This window comes from Paenibacillus sp. Cedars, from assembly GCF_003184205.1.
Classification (GTDB): Bacteria; Bacillota; Bacilli; order Paenibacillales; family Paenibacillaceae; genus Paenibacillus_AQ; species Paenibacillus_AQ glucanolyticus.
The window spans coordinates 4,719,576-4,736,745 of record NZ_CP020866.1; the positions used below are offsets into that span (position 1 = coordinate 4,719,576).

General features: G+C 49.1%; 13 protein-coding genes. 6 read left to right on the forward strand and 7 right to left on the reverse strand.

Features of this window, described 5'->3' with window-relative positions; all coding sequences use genetic code 11:
- Window positions 1–65: 65 nt before the first annotated feature.
- Together B9D94_RS23390 and B9D94_RS23395 are read right to left on the reverse strand one after the other, a co-directional pair.
- Window positions 66–1,109 carry a BMP family protein gene (locus B9D94_RS23390; RefSeq protein WP_076152221.1) on the reverse strand — a complete coding sequence of 348 codons (1,044 nt, stop codon included), beginning with the start codon at window positions 1,107–1,109 and terminating at the stop codon, window positions 66–68.
- A 337-nt stretch (window positions 1,110–1,446) separates the two neighbouring features.
- Window positions 1,447–5,361, reverse strand: a complete 3,915-nt coding sequence (locus B9D94_RS23395) for an RCC1 domain-containing protein (protein ID WP_148248086.1) — start codon at window positions 5,359–5,361, stop codon at window positions 1,447–1,449.
- Window positions 5,362–5,551: 190 nt separating this feature from the next.
- On the opposite strand from B9D94_RS23395, the gene B9D94_RS23400 reads away from it, so the two are divergent.
- On the forward strand, window positions 5,552–8,173 hold the full coding sequence (locus B9D94_RS23400; RefSeq protein ID WP_148248087.1) for a winged helix-turn-helix domain-containing protein: 2,622 nt from the start codon (window positions 5,552–5,554) through the stop codon (window positions 8,171–8,173).
- A gap of 87 nt (window positions 8,174–8,260) precedes the next feature.
- Here the strand turns inward: B9D94_RS23400 and B9D94_RS23405 are convergent, their stop codons facing one another.
- Window positions 8,261–9,613 carry an MATE family efflux transporter gene (locus B9D94_RS23405; protein WP_063478718.1) on the reverse strand — a complete coding sequence of 451 codons (1,353 nt, stop codon included), beginning with the start codon at window positions 9,611–9,613 and terminating at the stop codon, window positions 8,261–8,263.
- 397 nt (window positions 9,614–10,010) lie between these two features.
- Between B9D94_RS23405 and B9D94_RS23410 the strand changes: the two genes are divergently transcribed.
- Window positions 10,011–11,294: a chitinase gene (locus B9D94_RS23410; RefSeq protein WP_148248088.1), complete on the forward strand. Its 1,284-nt coding sequence runs from the start codon at window positions 10,011–10,013 to the stop codon at window positions 11,292–11,294.
- A gap of 133 nt (window positions 11,295–11,427) precedes the next feature.
- Here the strand turns inward: B9D94_RS23410 and B9D94_RS23415 are convergent, their stop codons facing one another.
- Window positions 11,428–11,790, reverse strand: a complete 363-nt coding sequence (locus tag B9D94_RS23415) for an MmcQ/YjbR family DNA-binding protein (protein WP_006208461.1) — start codon at window positions 11,788–11,790, stop codon at window positions 11,428–11,430.
- 149 nt (window positions 11,791–11,939) lie between these two features.
- Between B9D94_RS23415 and B9D94_RS23420 the strand changes: the two genes are divergently transcribed.
- From B9D94_RS23420 to B9D94_RS23430, 3 genes are all read left to right on the forward strand, one after another.
- Window positions 11,940–12,329: a hypothetical protein gene (locus B9D94_RS23420; RefSeq protein WP_006208460.1), complete on the forward strand. Its 390-nt coding sequence runs from the start codon at window positions 11,940–11,942 to the stop codon at window positions 12,327–12,329.
- Window positions 12,330–12,410: 81 nt separating this feature from the next.
- On the forward strand, window positions 12,411–13,166 hold the full coding sequence (locus B9D94_RS23425; RefSeq protein ID WP_036642879.1) for a YheC/YheD family protein: 756 nt from the start codon (window positions 12,411–12,413) through the stop codon (window positions 13,164–13,166).
- Window positions 13,167–13,376: 210 nt separating this feature from the next.
- Window positions 13,377–14,249: a CAP domain-containing protein gene (locus B9D94_RS23430; RefSeq protein ID WP_172963987.1), complete on the forward strand. Its 873-nt coding sequence runs from the start codon at window positions 13,377–13,379 to the stop codon at window positions 14,247–14,249.
- Window positions 14,250–14,251: 2 nt separating this feature from the next.
- Here B9D94_RS23430 and B9D94_RS23435 read toward each other — a convergent pair whose 3' ends face one another.
- From B9D94_RS23435 to B9D94_RS23445, 3 genes are all read right to left on the reverse strand, one after another.
- Window positions 14,252–14,755 (reverse strand): CYTH domain-containing protein, encoded by a 504-nt coding sequence (locus B9D94_RS23435; RefSeq protein WP_006208456.1) that lies wholly within the window; start codon window positions 14,753–14,755, stop codon window positions 14,252–14,254.
- A 125-nt stretch (window positions 14,756–14,880) separates the two neighbouring features.
- Window positions 14,881–15,345 carry a DinB family protein gene (locus B9D94_RS23440; RefSeq protein ID WP_006208455.1) on the reverse strand — a complete coding sequence of 155 codons (465 nt, stop codon included), beginning with the start codon at window positions 15,343–15,345 and terminating at the stop codon, window positions 14,881–14,883.
- Between the two features lie 206 nt (window positions 15,346–15,551).
- Window positions 15,552–15,866 (reverse strand): hypothetical protein, encoded by a 315-nt coding sequence (locus B9D94_RS23445; RefSeq protein WP_006208454.1) that lies wholly within the window; start codon window positions 15,864–15,866, stop codon window positions 15,552–15,554.
- A gap of 267 nt (window positions 15,867–16,133) precedes the next feature.
- Here B9D94_RS23445 and B9D94_RS23450 point away from each other — a divergent pair, with 267 nt between their 5' ends.
- Window positions 16,134–17,108 carry an aldo/keto reductase gene (locus B9D94_RS23450; protein WP_063478714.1) on the forward strand — a complete coding sequence of 325 codons (975 nt, stop codon included), beginning with the start codon at window positions 16,134–16,136 and terminating at the stop codon, window positions 17,106–17,108.
- The last annotated feature ends 62 nt before the right edge of the window (window positions 17,109–17,170 follow it).

Sequence of the window (17,170 nt, forward strand, 5' to 3'; positions counted from 1 at the left end):
TATGCCTTCCTTTCGCTTCTGAATGAAAGACCGACTGCTCATGTGGCAGCCGGTCCAGGTGAGAATTAATTTTGTTCCAATGCGTTGGTTACTTTAATCTTTCCGGCGATAATATCGTCGGAAATCACCTTGAGCTGGTCCACGATGTCTTGTCCAATGAATGGATTGAGCGGTGTTTTGCTCTCATGGGTAACGTAAGTGAGACCTACGCCGCCTTCTTTCAGGCCATAGTCACGAATGTCGAATGAGTAGTTGCCTTCCGAGAAGTCCTTAACTGTTTCGTACACAACAGCGTCTGTGCCTTTCAATTGAGCAAGCACAACGTGCTCAGGATCCGTGCCCGTGTTATCCGTATCTTGTCCGGAAGCGTAGAAGCCTTTTTCCTTTGCGGCTTCAAACACGCCGAGGTCACCGACAGCAGAGAGGCCAGCAACGAAATCGGCACCCTTGGAATTCTGGAGGAGTGCGAGTTCCTTCGCTTTAGCCGGGTCTGTAAATCCGCCGACATAGTTAACAAATATTTCAACGTTAGGGTTTACCGATTTTGCGCCTTCGGCAAAGCCGGTCATATATTTATGCATAATAGGAATGTCGTCTGCAACCACGTTGCCAACCTTGTTTGTCTTCGTAGCCAGTCCAGCTGCTGCACCCAGCAGATAAGCTGCTTCATGTTCACGGAATACAACGCTGCGGACATTCGGCAAATCTACCACTGTATCGATAATGGCGAAAGGCACGTCCGGATTCTCCGGTGCAACCTTCTTCAGTGCATCTTCCATCTGGAAGGTAGAAGTAATGATCAGATCATATTTCTCGGCAACGGCCGTACGCAGGTTTTGCTCGATCGAGGCCGGGTCAGTCGATTCAATCGTCTTCACTTCAACGTTGAAATCGGTAGCCGCTTTTTTCAACCCTTCATCCATTAATGCAAAGAAAGGATTAACACCGATCTTCTCAGGAAGTACAAGTGCAATGCGTTTCTTATCTTGAGATCCTTCTGAACCGCCATTCGCTGCACCAGTGTCAGTAGACTTATCATCGTTGCCGCAAGCTGCAAGCAATCCAACGGATAATACGAGTGTTAATAGAATTGACCATGTCTTTTTCATTTCCTGACCTTATCCTCCTAAGTTGAGCACTTTTTATACTATTATCCTATGGTATAGACAAGCAGATGTCAAAACAAAAATTTTAGCTTTTTATGTAGTTTAATGTGTTTTTTAGCAAAAATTTGGTGGAAAACTGCGTATATCACAGAACATTACCTTATCCAAATGTCGAGAATGTTCGGAAATTGCCAACATTTGATCAACACTTTCTGGCGGAAATTCCAGATGAAAACGCAATATTTTCTAATTATGTCATGTTATACGATGCTGCACACAAAAATCCATAGGGACAGAAAAAAGGACGCCTCACGGCATCCCCTTCAAACATGATTCCAGCCTATCCATCAATCAACCCTGCCGCCTTCAGTAACCGCTGCAGCATCACCGCCGCTTCACCCCGGGACAACTTCTGCAATGGCATTAACCTTGCGGCATCTCCTTGCACAATCCCTTGTTTCACTAGTGCAGCAGCTGCTGGCTTTACTCTTGCGGATAGTTCGTCATGATCCTGATATGATGACAGAACGAATACGGCTTCGTTTTCATCCACAACACGATTTAAACCAGTCAACTCCATAACCCTCGCCATCACCACCATGGCCTCCTGACGTGTGATGGCTTGATCCGGACGGAAACTGCCGTCCTCATATCCTTGAAGCAGGTCATATCGTGAAGCTAATGCAAGCACACCGCTATACCAGGCGTCTGAGCTGACATCCTTAAAGGCGGAAAGCTCCTGCCCCTCCTGCAAACCGAGTGCTCTCACCATCATGGCTGCAAACTCCGCACGGCTTACTTGGGCATTCGGGGCGAAGGACTGTACGACCACTTCAGTCTGATCCATGCTCGTGGTGTCCTTGCCGCTCCCCCGTCCGTTAAGGATCATGCGCGAGGCAAGGTCATTCACCGCATCACCGGACCAATGATGCTGAACATCAGCGAAACGGATTTCATTGAATATGAAGGCAAACGTTCCAGTTACGAAACTGTGCAGAACGACCTCAAGACTTCCATCCTTCTTCATTTCCAATCTTGTCGGAATAGGGATAAATTCTCCACTTTCACTCACCCTAACAGCCGTTGTTATAGGATTCTGCATCCCTAACGGCAAAGAAATCCGATGCTCCATATATTGCTTATGCTGCTCTAACCGCAAGGGAAAATCATTGGCTGTAGCAGTTATGTCAAAATCAACAGGGGAACCGACAAGTCTAGTGCCAGCTTGCTCAGCAGTCTGTTGAATAAACCTTAATTTCGCAGCATCGCTGGCCGCTATCGTTACATAAACCAAGATTTGATCAGCTGCAAGTGTTCTGTCAAATCCCCTCGGAGCTCTCCAGCGGGTTGAAGATACCTCCTCAGCAGGAAGATGGAAGGTTCCTAGAGATGAACGGATTTCAATCGCTCCCTGCTTAGCTTTAAGCTGGTCCATTGCCGTTCCGCTTAATTCCAGGGAGATATGATCCGCTGGTTGTGCAAGAGCGATGATGATCACCGGATTGTATTCCACAGTCTTTAAACGGGCTTCCAGCTTGGCCGTATCCAGCTTCATCGATACGACGGTATGTCCTTCTGCCTCATGGAACAAGCCTGTAACCATCCCTTCCTGAATTTTATTGTTCAGTGTAACCCTGACATTCACTCGGTTCCCTGGAGATTCAACAGGAACGGATGAACCTGTGGAATCAGCCCCTGATCCTGTGCTTCCCGGTGATGAACCTCCCCCCGGAGTTCCCGGACCGCCTCCTTCACCAGGTTCGATAGGTGTACCCCCGCCACCAGGCTCCTCGGGTGTAGTCCCTCCTCCCGAGGAAGGTGCGCGCGTTACATGTATAACGTATTTATGATGTTGACCCGAAGGTGCCGTCACGGCAAGTTCGATCCGGCTGTTCCCTACGGCAAGAGGGATATCCGGGCTCTCTTGACCGGAGATGATATCGATCGGCCCTGCTTCCAATCCTCCAGTTTCTCCATAAACACTCGCCGTTACCACTACGTTGGCATCATAGACCAGTGCAGTCACCGTGAGGCGATCTGTCTTGTTGCCTACCTGAGCCGTGTAGTCATTGTGAAATCTGCTAAACGCAGGGCTCAAATTCACTGCTTCCACGGAAGAATTCAGCGTTAATTCTTGCAGCGTGGTATCGTACACCGGAGTTGTCAGCTCCTTGGCCGTGAAGCTCCATGTATCCTCTCCTTGAATCCCCCCATAACTCCTTCCCGAGTGGCTGCCTGTAAAAGCCCCTGGCTCAATCTCGACGTAATAACTTCTGCCATAATCGAATTCAGTCAACGGATTGATGACCACCGTGTTTCCAATAACCGAAACCCTGTCCGTATCGCCAACATCGATACGTTCTGTAATATGCTGATCAGAGGTGTCTCTAAGCAGAATCGATCTACCGGATACCGCCGTTACTTCTTCATTGAATGTAACCGTCAAGGTTTCATTCATCTCAACCCCTGCAGATTGATGAGCCGGTGCATACGACACGGCCTCAAGTTTCACAGGATCGGGATTCTTATTCCATTTGGCATAGAGCCTGATGTTCTCTGTACCAAATACGAGCTTGCTGCCGACAGGATAATCGATTCCGTTTCCGTCAGCCTGCGTATTCCAACCATCAAACGAATAACCGTCCTTCGTCAGCTGACCAGTATTATCCTGTATGTCAGCTTCGTCTCCTCTGGCAAACAGCTCTCCGCTTATCGGAACATTCCCTGCCATGTTTTCGTTGCCATCGTAGGTTAGTGTATATATTTGCGGCCATTTCGTGGCAACCTTCAGCATATTGTAGGCGCTTTTATTCCCTACAGCGTCCTTCACAATTACGTTAAAATAATAGTCCGAACCTTCGTTAAGACGGTCTGCCACTACTTTGAGCTGACCAGCGGCATAACTCCCTATCGGTATTCCATTCCGCTCGATTTGGCTGACAGTTCCGATATTCGGACTGTGGGATGCATATAATAAATACTGCAATTCATCCTGCTCGGTTAAATTATCCGAGGCTCCTAGCCACTCGATCCCGATGGAATCCACCGTTATAAGATAAGGACTTAACATTCCCCTGCCTGTATCCGGCGCCGTTGTATCCAGCACGGCCTTTGTTAATGCAGGTGCATTTCTGTCGTTCCTTGTCCCATCTCCGATTTGACCCGAGCTGTTCAGACCCCATCCCCAAACTCTGCCGTCCTTTTTTAAGGCTGCGCTATGAAAGCCACCCCCCGCAATATCAAGAACATGTTCGATGCCCGTTAGTTGTTCCGGAGTTGTCCTGGAAGAGTTATGACCTAGGCCAAGCTGTCCCCGACTGTTGTCCCCCCAGCCCCATACGTTGCCCTCTTGGTCCAGCGCCAGGCTGTGGTGCCCGCCCCCGGCTATTGCCTTAATATGTTGGAGGTTTCTGACTTTCACCGGAATGGTTCGATTCGTCCGGGTACCATCCCCAAGCGTGCCATACATATTGATTCCCCATGCCCATACCGTTCCATCCTGTTTAATGGCTAAGCTATGGGAACCTCCTGCCGTGATGGCAATGACATCGCTCAAGCCGGAAACCTGAACCGGAGTATGCTTATCAACAATCGTGCCATCACCCAACTCGCCGTTTCCATTCGCTCCCCATGCCCATACGGTGCCATCCGATTTTAACGCAAGACTGTAGTACCCTCCCGCTGCAATCGCTGTAACATCGCTTAATCCGATAACAAGGACCGGCGAGTTTTGTTGGACTGTCGTTCCGTTTCCGAGCTCACCGTTGTCATTTTTTCCCCAAGTCCACACTGTCCCGTTCTCCGTGAGAGCCATGCTGTGATAGCCCAGGCCTCCCGAGATTGCCTTTATTCCGCTTAACCCGCTTACTGGCGTCGGAACATTCTTATCCGCTGTCGTTCCGATCCCGAGCTGCCCATTCTCATTCGATCCCCAAGTCCATACCGTCCCATCGCTCCGGAGCGCCATGGTACTGCGAACTCCGGTGTGAATATCCATTACATCATTCAAACCTCTTGCCTGCACCGGTGTATTCCGAGCATTCCATGCAGCATCCCCTATCTGCCCTCTGTCACCCTGCCCCCATACATACACATCACCGCTGCTAACGAGCGAAGCCGTATGATAGTACCCGGCAACCAGCTTTGGAGCTGCAGCAGATGCAGCTGCAAAAGCTTGCGGGGACCCATGCATCAGGTTCAACTGCATCAGCAGCAGTGCTATACATAGCAGGATTTTTCCTGAACGTCTTCTCATAATCTCCTCCTTCATTTAATCGGCACCTATCAGCCATACTCTCAAGTGGGACCTCGGCACCAAGTATGCTATCAAATAAATGGAAGCGAAACGATTGACAAACGTTAACTTTTCATCATTTTTTTCATATAATCTAGTTATCTCGACTCAATTCCCTAATAAAAGAGTTCGTATATTGCGAGGGTATCCTATGAATCCACCGATCAATTCACCTATTCTGAAAATGAAAATCAGCGTTCCCGGACTTAGGGAGCATCTTGTTCCCCGAGATCGGCTGCTGCATAATATGGCTGCCGGCCAGCTTGGACATCTGACCACCGTTATCGCGCCGGCCGGATATGGCAAATCCACGCTTCTGGCGCAGTGGGCTCATGCAGTAAGCGAACGGTGCGCCTGGGTGTCACTGGATGAACGGGATAACGATCCCGTCCGCTTTTGGAGGTACGTTACGGCCTCCATTGCTTCGGTTCTTCCAGAGCAGCAAGGAGAACGGCTTATGAACCATACGCAACTGCTGCCCGGCGTGTCGATTACAGCTTATCTGGATACGCTGATCAGCGACTTGTATGAGTGGAATGAAACTCTTCATCTCATTCTGGAAGATTTGCACAGCATTTACTATACGCCAATCCATGAAGGGCTTTCGTACTTGATTGATTACCTCCCTGGGCATATTCATTTATTGATTTCATCCCGTACGGATCTGCCGTTCTCCACCGTTAAGCGGTGGGCTGATCACAAGATCAACCACATCGGAACGGATCAACTGCAATTCACCTCCGATGAGACAAAGCGCTTTTTCCGCCATGCCTCGGACAGCAGCTATCCCAAGCCAAATTCGATGCAATTGAAAACATTGGTGGACCGAACCGAGGGCTGGATTACCGGGCTACAGCTCGTTGCTCTTTCTCTTCGCTCAGGCAGCAGGTTAGAGCCTTTCATGGAGGAGATCAAAGGCGATCAATTTCATGTCTCGAGTTATTTATTTCAGGAAGTGGTGGGGAAATTGCCTTCCGAGGTGTTTCGCTTTCTGCTCCAGACCGCCGTCCTTTCCCGATTGAACGTCCAAGTATGCGATGCCGTAACCGATTCGGATAACAGCCGATCTATGCTGGAAGAATTGCGGAAGCAGAATCTGTTCCTTGTGCCACTGGATGAACAACATACCTGGTTTCGCTATCATCATCTGTTCTCGCAATTTTTGCAGAACCTGCTGCAGCGTGAGTGTGATGGGGAATATGTTAAACGTCATCGACTCGCAGGCCAATATTACGCCTCCATCGGCTCCACAGATGAAGCCATCGACCATATGTTTGCAGCGCAGGATATCGAGTCTGCGGTGGGCTTGCTGGAGCAGCATGCGCAAACCGTGCTTGAGCGAGGGGAGCTCACCACCTTGCAGCAATGGTTTGATCGCGTCCCGCCAAGCTTCCCAGTCACGCTGGAAACGTCATTATTGCATACCTTTGTTGTCGTTCTGATGGGGGATCTTGAACGCTCTGGGCGTATGCTCGCGAACATCGAGGAAGCGTGCAGCAACCTCCCATCATCTAGCCGGCGAGAGCAGCTCCGAAGCAGCATGCTGTTTGTGCGGTCCAATCTTGTTTTTTTGAACGGGGATTTTGCCGAATGGTTTGCTTTCAGTGAGGGCATCCTTGACAATCTTACGCCCGACAATCCGATCTACTATCAGTTTGATTATAATCGGCAGGAGCCTTACGTAAGGCGCACCTCGCTTGGTATGAAGGGCGCTCTTTCCGCGGATACAGAAAGGATTGCGCATTTGTTTACCGGGGTACTGGAAGCCCATGGCTGGGATCATTCGCTCATGAATTTATATGTAAAGATGTCATTATGTGAAGGTTACTATGAGTGGAATCGCCTAGCGGAATGTCGCCAGCTGCTGATGCAGCTCCGAAAAGCCCCTCCTTCCCAAAAAACAATGGGTTTGTTCATACCTCTGCATATTACCGAAGCAAGACTGTATGCTGCCGAGGGTAAACTTCATCTTGCCCATCATGTTTTGGATGAAGCATGGGACGCAGCCAGCTGCAGAAAGGAGAGCTCTTGGCTATCTTCACTGAGAACCGTGCGCAGCTTGATTTATGTTCGGGAAGGACGTATAACCGATGCCCGAAAAGAACTCGCCGTTCTCCCCATTTCAATCAAAGATCGACCGACCTACAGCCGGGAACCTGAATATTTGGCGCTTGTCCGCCTGTTAGGCAAACAGCGCAAAGAAACTGAGGCGCTGCACCTTCTGGAGCTGTTAAAGCCCCAGGCAGAGCGTGAGTTGCAAATATCCAGCATCATGGAAATCACATGCCTGCAAGCCTTGCTGGAGTACCAGCGTGGTCAACGCAAGCAGTCTCTTCAACTTCTTCGTGAAGCACTGCGTTTAGGTGCACAGAACGGTTATGTCCGCACCTTCCTTGACGAAGGAGAGGACATGTATCAACTGTTGATGCGTTATACTTCCCACCCAGCGCAAGAAGAGGACGTGGATATGGGGCTCATTCAGACACATCATTATGCGAGAATGCTTATGGAATATTTTCCCAATCATGTCAAGGCAGATACCCCCCATATTACCTCGTCTCAATCGGCTCTACCAGAACAGCTGAATCGAAATGAGAAGAATTTATTGCGGCTTATTCTGCAAGGTGCTGCCAACAAGCAGATGGCCGCTGCACTCGGCCTGTCCGAAGGGACGATCCGGGTATATTTATCCAGATTATACGATAAGCTCGGTGTTACCTCCCGTACACAGGCATTGGTAAGAGCCCAGTCATTAAACCTGCTGGACGATTAAATCGGACTGTAACAAAAAAGGAATCCCCCTCAGTCGAACCGGGGATTCCTTTTTTGGTCTATGCAAATCAATCAGCAAATGATCTCCTCACGAACTGAAGGATCGTATCCATTTGAAACGATTGACCTTCACGATAGCCACAAAGCATTTCAGGATCTGATCAGACTTCAGACAGATGAATATGGCGAGTGGCGACAGATTGAACACAAACGCGCACAGTGCCGAGGATGGCAGTACAATGAGCCACATAAAGATTAAATCGTTGTACAGCACAAAGCGGGTGTCTCCGCCGCTTCGCACAATGCCTGTCAAAGCCGGCATCTGATAGGCCGTTCCGACTACGGTGATGGACAATACCGTCATGAAATGCAGTGCGAGTGTTTGGGCTTCATCGGAAATGGAGTACAGACCCAGCACGAGATCCTTGATGATAAACAGCACAGCTCCCGTCACTAAACCCAGGAGGATATACAGGATCTGCAGCGTTTTGGCATAGGATATGATTTTGTCCATCCTGCCTTCGCCGATCGTTTTTCCAATGATTACAGCCGTTGCACTGGCGGAAGCGTATATGATGACGGTCACCATCTGAAAGATCGTTGTGGCGATACTGTTTGCTGCGATGGCCGATTCCCCCATATGCCCGAGAATGGCCGTCTGTGCCGCCATCGCAAGGCCCCAGATCGTGTTGGACATCAGGATTGGGGATCCGACCCGGATATACTGTTTGAAGAGTCCCATATCGAACTGCAGGAAATCCTGCAGCTTCAACCAAATTTTACGGTCAAATCGCTTAATATAAATGATGACGATGATGCATTCAATGATTCGCGCTGTCAGCGTTGCAATGGCCGATCCGGCCACACCAAGCTCCGGAAATCCCAAATATCCGTATATGAGGATATAGTTCAGGCAAATGTTGATGATCAGCGTGGATAAGGATACCACGAAACCGATTTTTACCGTCTCCACGCTCCGCAAGGAGGCCAGCAGGGAGCTGGTAATGGCAAAGAAGATATACGAGAAACAGATGATTTTTAAATATTCCACGCCGGCAGCAATCACATTCTCTTCCTTCGTAAACAAGGACAGCACCTCATGCGGGAAAAAGAAAACAATCACCCATAACACAACGCTGAGGAGTATGGCCATGCGCATTCCGATGCTTGCCGCTTTTTTGATCAAGCCTAAATCCTTGGCTCCCCAGAATCTGGACGACATGATGACCAGCCCCTCACATACCCCCATAACCAGCATGTGCAGCAGGAATTGGATCTGATTTGCGAGGGCAACACCCGATAAAGCCGATTCACTATACCCTCCCAGCATGACGTTGTCTGACAAGTTCACACCGACTGATATCAGGTTCTGCATCCCGATCACAAGCGTCAGCCAGAAAAAGCTTTTGTAAAATCCCTTCTCCCGAACAAATAATCTCATGTCAGCTAACCCTTCTTCGTCTATAAGATGATTATCCTCTAATATATATGAATCTACGGAAATGAACAGAACAAATTGAAACACACCACCATTTCCATAGAATAACAGATTAATAGGATCAAAAACATAATAACATTATAATGTTTTTGGCATGGAAAACTAGTCTTCAAGTCGGAGTACACTATGAATCCGCGTATCGGTGGTTCGACGGTATCCCCATTCATTCCACAGCAAATCCCCTGCCAATCGATACATCTCCCTCCGCCCGATTGAGCACGTCAGCATCTTAAGTGTTCATTGATCGTAAACTCGTGGGATTTCCTGACTATGTACAAAACGACATACCGTATATATGATGGCAATGTAATCCATCCCAATGATAAAGAGGAGAATGTGTATGACCCTGTGGAAGTATCCGTTATCCGGCAAAACCATCCAGCGAAGTATGATTGCAGCCCTGAGTGCAACACTCCTCATGACGCCGCTTCATGCCTTTGCGGCCGATGAAACGCCTCAGGCCGCAGCATCACCCGCGACTCTGAACGTCAGCCTCGAATCCAGCACAGCTGGCACCTCAGCTCCTGCACAAGTCAGTCAGTCTCAGAGCAGCTCTCTTGCAGTCGGCGAGCACCGACTGATCAGCCGCAAGGAAATCGTTCAGAACTGGGATGATCTCGACCCGGATTATACCCCGGAGAAAGCTATCGAAGCGGTTAAAGCGCTCCTCTCGAAAGAAGATTTCGAAGCGCTGTTCCCATACCGGCTCGGCTCAGAGGAATGGTATAAGGTCGCCAAGGGCAAAGAATACTACAAAGCCGATCAGAAGGATTATTTCTCATACGACAATCTCATACATGCGGTAGCGGAAGTGTCCAATCTGAAGATCAAGATCCGCACGCGGCAAGGAACACCTTCTGCCCAAGAGATTTATAGATTGGACAAGGACGGCCGGGTAGAAACACTTGTGGTGCGTTCAGCAGATTTTAACTCAGCCAGCAACCGGAACAAAACAATTGAAACCGTTATCATTGACGGCGGAACGTTCCTGAAGGAAGGATTCAAGAAGGACCGCAAGCGTGAACTTGCCGCCTTCCTCGCTAACCTGTCCCACGAGACAGGCGGAGGCTGGGCGACCGCTCCGGGAGGTCCTCTGCGTTGGGGGCTGTTCTGGAATGAAAACATCGCCGGCCGGACAGGTGTCAACCAGGATGCCTTCGTTGATCCGGCAAGCGCTGAGCTGTACCCCGGAACACCGGACAAGCGTTATTACGGCCGCGGACCGATCATGCTGAGCTGGAACTTCAACTATGGCCTGTTCAGCTCTATTATTTACGGAGACAAAAGCGTGCTTCTGGACAATCCGGAGATCATTGCCGCCGATGGCAAAATCGGCTACATGACTGCTATCCTGTTCTGGATGACACCGCAGAACCCGAAGCCATCTGCTCATGATGTCATGGTCGGCAGATGGAAGCCTTCCCCGCTGGAGAAGTTCAGGGGCTTGGGAGATCCGGGCTTCGGCACAACGGTTATGGTCTTGAACGGTCTGGAAGCGAACCTTGGAGAAACCGAAGGAAGTCCGGTACAGCGGCGGGCCGGCCATTACCGCGACATTACAAACCGCATGGGCGTAGATATTACAGGAGAGAAAGTAGACACGTTAGGCATGAAACCATTCTAATGAAGAAACGGGTGCAATGGATGGGGCCGGGCTAAGCTAACTCATGTTAAATAATCGCCCTCTGGCTAGCGGATGACAGACCCTATCTGTATCCATTCTGCCAAGAGGGCGATTATGGCTGTTTCAGATGATATCATACCAGCCGCTGGGAGATGGCTAAACGCTGTGTTTTGGGCAGGCTCTTCAACACCAAATCATACGAATGATCAATCATATCGTGTACATCCGCTTCCGTGAGGGAGCCATCGATGGCTACCGTGTTCCAATGTTTCTTGTTCAGGTGATATCCAGGTTGTACTGCTTCATGCTGTTCACGCAAATTCTCAGCGATCACGGGATCACATTTCAGGGAGATATGACTGACCTTCTCTTCCGTTATCGTAATCAGGGCAAACATTTTGCCGCCGACCTTCATCACAAGCGGAAGCGGTCCAAACGGATAATCCTCGGCTGCAGCTTTCTTCGAAAGACAATAGGTTATAAGCGGGTCTCGCACGGAACATTCACTCCTTCATGACAGATCTACCTGATTATAGTAGATGATGTCCCCCTATTCAATTTCCGGATCCTATTTTGTTCATGCTCCGTTCATATAACTCTTGTATACTTGGGACTGATTCTTTATGCAAGGGGGAATATCTCATATTGAACTACGGCAAATGGCTTATGCGAATTGCGGCCATCTATACACTCATCGGCGCTTTAATCGGAGCGGATATGGCAGGAAGAAGCAGCTACAGCATGGTTGCAGGCCATGCCCACATCCTGGTGGTAGGCTGGTTGACCTTGTTTGCCTACGGCATGTTTTACTACGTGTTTCGGGAGAAACTCAGTATGAAAAAAACGGCTGCACTGCACTTCTGGACCAGCCTCCTGGGAGGCGGGATCATGCCCCTGGGCATGTTGATGTATTATCAGATGCAGAATACGGCTACACTGCTGGCTTTTATCATTCCAGCTTCCATACTGCTTGTCGCAGCAGTTTTATTTATCATCTTGTTGTTTTTCGATAAAAAATTATTCTCAGGCAGATAGCTTGATTCAAGGCCATCGTGGAGGCTCGCTCTACTTTTTCGGCATATGCTGAACAAAAAAAGAGAGGTGAGCCTCTTAACTATGAAATATAAAAGCAGCACCATCAAGAGCAAATGGAAGAAAACGCAATGGTTGCTTGAAGATTCCTATTTCCGAAAATATGTACCGGTCACCCTGACGTTTAACAAAAAAAACCTGTCCACCATGCTGGGCGACTATTCCAACGTCTACTTCAAGCCAACCGGCGGATCAGGCGGCAATAACATTATTCGGATCCGCAAAACCGACGGAGGCTACCAAACTCAGCTTAACACCAAAAAAACCACGTATTCGAGTTCTTCCGAATTGTATCGGGAGTTGAACCGCTTTGCCGGTAAACGTCCCTATCTGCTCCAAAAAGGAATTCGGTTAGCCAAAAGCAAAGGCAAGCCATTCGATATCCGGGTCATGGTACAGAAGACAAGTCAGGGAAAATGGGTCAGCACCGTCCTGTTCACGAAAATCGGCAGCCCGGGCAAGGTAGCCACCAATTATAACCAGGGAGGCAGCATTGGCACCTTCCATAAAACGATGAGTGGTGCAGGATTTAATTCTGCCTTTATCCAGAAGGCAGAATCTGAGCTGAAGGAGGTAGGCGTTGCCACTGGTTATAACTTTGACCGGCATTACCGCGGTTTCAAAGAACTGGGTCTCGATGTGGCTATCGATTCCAGCGGCAGACCTTGGATTCTGGAGGTTAATACCCGCCCCCAAGTGTATCCGCTCAAGAATTTAAAGGACCGAAGCTTGTACAAACGCGTCTTGTCTTACGGTAAGCAGTATGGGCGGTTTAAGTAGCATTTGATCTACACATTAAAAAAACGCGAGCCGCAGGATGGGCTTGCGTTTTTTTTGCACATAAATGGTATACAGGAAACGGCGAGCAGGAGAAATGAAGAAGTCCATCGAATCCCTTCTCTTGAAACTATGCTTGAGAGGAGAATTTCCATCCATGCTGCATCCCCCCCATCGATGTGGATCTGTGATGCACGTATCGCAGCTGCTGTGATGCTGATCACAAGCCTTGCACTAACCGGCGCTTGGCCAGGAAACGTTGAACTATCCGCCAGCACAATCGAAACTTCCAGCCTCACTTCATATTCCCGGGATCAATACGAAGCGCTCGCCTACTTGAATGAGGTTCGAGCTAAAGCCGGACTGCCTGCTGTCACCTTAAATGACCGGATCACCGAAGCTGCTGAGCTTCATGCCCGTTACTTCAATATAAATAAGGTGACGCCCAATCTGAGCGCCCATAACGAAAAGGCTGGACTTCCCGGCTATCGCGGAACCCGTATCCGAGATCGACTAGCGGCCGCAGGTTATGTGTCCCCCTCGAAGCAGGGGTATGCATCAGGCGAAGTCATGCATTTTCGCCAGAAGAGCAGTCTGAACGCCATGAAGGGCTGGCTGGATACCGCATACCACCGTCAAATGGTTCTGAGTCCAAACTTTCAGGAGATCGGGATCGCTCTCGTTGGCGGGACGGCTGTCGTGAACCTGGCAGGCAGCACAACATCGCCCATCGCTGGCGGCCTCGCCATCTATCCTTACGACGGTATGCAGAATACCGGAATTGGATTTTACGGGTTTGAGACGCCTAATCCCTTGGTCCAATTTGACGTGGAACATTCAGGCTATATCATTTCAGCGACGGCTGCAGGTCCGATCGATAAGTTTGAGGCCGCCATTACGGATGAGGAGGGTGCCCTCCTTCCTTTTTACGAGGAGATATCCAAAGACACCCTGTTCCTGTTCCCCAAGGAAATATTGCGAGGACTCCACACCTATACAGTTTCGGTAAAATATCGGTTAGAAGGCACACAAGCGTGGCACAGCCGCACTTGGTCTTTTACAACGGGAACGGGCAGCGGATCGTAAAGCTACGCTTCCTTGCTCACTTGCAGATCACGCCATACTTTCTTGTTGCTGTATTGTTTCTCCATACTGATATCTTGTCCGAACCACGCCGGAGGCACAAAGCCGTCTGCCGCTTCCATAGAAGGAAACTCCACTTCAAGCACAAGCATCTGGATCTGTGCGTAATCATCGATTTCAATTAAGGTATTGTCCCATCTGGCGGTTACTCTTCGCTTGGTCAGTGGAACCGCTCCAAACGCCTGCACCACCTGCTCATACAGCCCCTCCGAAATGGCGTATTCTATCTCTTCGCGGGCAATGCCCCAGCCCTTCTTGAACGTATGGGTGAACTCTAGCCGGCCGGACTTCAAATCTTGTATTTTGCGTACCCTGAGCTCCTGATCGCCGTCCAGTGCCAAATACGTCTGCTCGATGAACTGCTCTTTCTCAACCACGAGTATTCCTTCCTGAATCAAGGCATCGGGATATGCCGGCAAAAGGTATTTGCGTTCTATTTCTATAGCCATAATCGTAATATCCTCCAATCGTTATTCCAATCTGCTAATTTCATTATAAGGATCGATCATCCCAGCGGGCAAACCAAAAACGATAGAAGGCATCCGCAAGGATACCATTCTATCGCTTCTCATGATTAACGTATCATTTTCTTATAAGACTTGATGGTCTGCGTATGCATGCCTTCATGATACATGCTGAACGCAAGGAGCTCGCCCACGGTTTGGAACGTCAGTGGACCGATGGTCAGCGGATGTGCTGGAGACTGGTCCAGACGATTCGAGAAGGTTTCGCGAATACGCGCGGTTTGTTCTTGCAAAAGCGCTACCAGTTCGGATAACGCAGGCGGCTCAGTGGTCCAATCCGCAGGCTTGGTACCGGTTGCGAACCATGCCTCGAAGCCTTCCGGCATTTGTACAGGCTCACCAGCCGTTGCAAAAGCGAACTGTTCATGCACGGTGTAGATATGTCCGAGGTTCCAGCGAATATTGTTCGTGAATCCCTCCGGAATGATATTGGCCTCTTGCTCCGTTACATTTTCTACCGTTTTGATCGTTCCGCCTCTAGCAAAATCCAATTGATTGAAAATAGCTTCATTCATATTATAATAACCCCTTCCTATTGGTACGTAACTATACTAACGTAGTATTCTCCCTATCGCAAGGAGCCTCAGGAGATTTCCCGCAGCCTTTTGAAGGTAGACACAAAACAGTGCCGTGCTGTACACGATTAGACGTAATAAAGCCTGGAGCTTGAATGATCGATTCATTCAAAATCCAGGCTTGGGATAACTTAACAAAGATAAAATTAGGCTACTCTGGCGATAATGCGATGACTCTCGAGAACTACTCTTGCATCCTCCGTGGCAGGACGATAGCCCTTCTCCAGCATTTCTTTAATATAAATTTTGTTGTACACAAAGGAGAATACGATTCCACTGATCCAAGCTCCGATTCCCAACGTAAAAGAACCGAAAACGGCGGAAAGAATAAACATGATAACAGCCCACTTCAGATCGCCGCGAAACAAAGCCGGGAAAAAGGCAAAAAACAGAGTTGTCCAGCTAAAACCAACCTTCACTTGCTTGGTAACTCCAGCATCATTTTTCAAATAGATCTTCATGATTCACACCCCAACGATTAGTGAAAAAAGAAGTCGTTCTCCAAATCTATGTAGTTCTTATGTAGTATCCCCCATGGCGCAACCGAATCTTTTTTCCTATGACTATATTACCATTTGATGGTATGGAAGTTAATCATTTTTTTGATAATGTCGAAAAAAGATGTAGAATCTTACATAAATATCATTCTTCCACACCTGATCCATTTGGACCGCTCCCGTGAAAATGTTTATACTATAGTAAATCTGTACATAAAGGAGTCGATCAAGATGAACTACTGCCGTCTCGGAAGCAGCGGACTCAAGGTTTCGAAGCTCGGCCTGGGCACGAATGCTTTTGGCAAAAGGGCCGATCAAGAGACTTCGACACGCATTATCGACCATGCACTGGACCATGGCATCAATTTCATCGATACCGCCAACATTTATGCGGGCTCTGAATCGGAACGAATCATTGGACAAGCACTGTCCGGCAAGCGTCATAACGTCGTATTGGCTACGAAGGCAGGACTTGTGAATGGCCAGGGACCCAATGAGCGGGGCTCCTCCCGTTATCATCTGCTGCAAGAGCTTGAGAACAGCCTTAAGCGGCTGAAGACGGATTATGTGGACCTGTATCAGATTCATACCTTTGACCCCCATACTCCTCTTGAGGAAACCTTGCGCACGCTGGATGACCTGATGTCGTCGGGAAAAGTGAGATATATCGGCGCCTCCAACTATGCAGCTTGGGAAATTATGAAGGCGCTTGGCATCAGCGAGCTTAAAGGATATGCCCGGTATGTGTCCACCCAGACGAGTTACTCTCTCGCGGACCGAACACCGGAACTGGAGCTGGTCCCCCTCTGTCTGGATCAGGGCGTTGGCATCATTCCGTATTTCCCTCTGGCTGGCGGTATTCTTACCGGCAAATACAGCCAAGGCAGCAGCACGCCTTCCGGCTCCCGTGCCGAGACTGATCCGAACTTCAATCGCTTCCTGGAAGATCACAATCTAAAGCTCGGTCAGCAAGTCAGTCAGCTCGCCGCAGAGCACGGTCATTCCCCAAGCGCTCTTTCCCTTGCCTGGCTGATGAATCGCCCTGCGGTGTCCACGGTCATTGTCGGCGCTACGAAAACCGAGCAGCTGGATGATAATCTGAAGAGTCTGGAAATCGAGATCGATGAGACACTAGGTTCGAGCCTGGACGAAGTCAGCAACGGCTTTGTGTATGCCAAGCCATTTGCGACATATCGACTGGGTTAAATAAACCACGCCAAAAAAAAGCCGCTCAACGAATGGTTGAGCGGCTTTCCATTTCAAGCTGG

What these genes read in the sequence shown, in the direction of transcription:
- B9D94_RS23430 (WP_172963987.1), top strand. Translation starts at nt 13,377, where the DNA reads ATGCTGATCACAAGCCTTGCACTAACCGGCGCTTGGCCAGGAAACGTT.
- B9D94_RS23445 (WP_006208454.1), bottom strand. Translation starts at nt 15,866, where the DNA reads ATGAAGATCTATTTGAAAAATGATGCTGGAGTTACCAAGCAAGTGAAG.
- B9D94_RS23425 (WP_036642879.1), top strand. Translation starts at nt 12,411, where the DNA reads ATGAAATATAAAAGCAGCACCATCAAGAGCAAATGGAAGAAAACGCAA.
- B9D94_RS23395 (WP_148248086.1), bottom strand. Translation starts at nt 5,361, where the DNA reads ATGAGAAGACGTTCAGGAAAAATCCTGCTATGTATAGCACTGCTGCTG.
- B9D94_RS23440 (WP_006208455.1), bottom strand. Translation starts at nt 15,345, where the DNA reads ATGAATGAAGCTATTTTCAATCAATTGGATTTTGCTAGAGGCGGAACG.
- B9D94_RS23435 (WP_006208456.1), bottom strand. Translation starts at nt 14,755, where the DNA reads ATGGCTATAGAAATAGAACGCAAATACCTTTTGCCGGCATATCCCGAT.
- B9D94_RS23405 (WP_063478718.1), bottom strand. Translation starts at nt 9,613, where the DNA reads ATGAGATTATTTGTTCGGGAGAAGGGATTTTACAAAAGCTTTTTCTGG.
- B9D94_RS23390 (WP_076152221.1), bottom strand. Translation starts at nt 1,109, where the DNA reads ATGAAAAAGACATGGTCAATTCTATTAACACTCGTATTATCCGTTGGA.
- B9D94_RS23450 (WP_063478714.1), top strand. Translation starts at nt 16,134, where the DNA reads ATGAACTACTGCCGTCTCGGAAGCAGCGGACTCAAGGTTTCGAAGCTC.
- B9D94_RS23410 (WP_148248088.1), top strand. Translation starts at nt 10,011, where the DNA reads ATGACCCTGTGGAAGTATCCGTTATCCGGCAAAACCATCCAGCGAAGT.
- B9D94_RS23400 (WP_148248087.1), top strand. Translation starts at nt 5,552, where the DNA reads ATGAATCCACCGATCAATTCACCTATTCTGAAAATGAAAATCAGCGTT.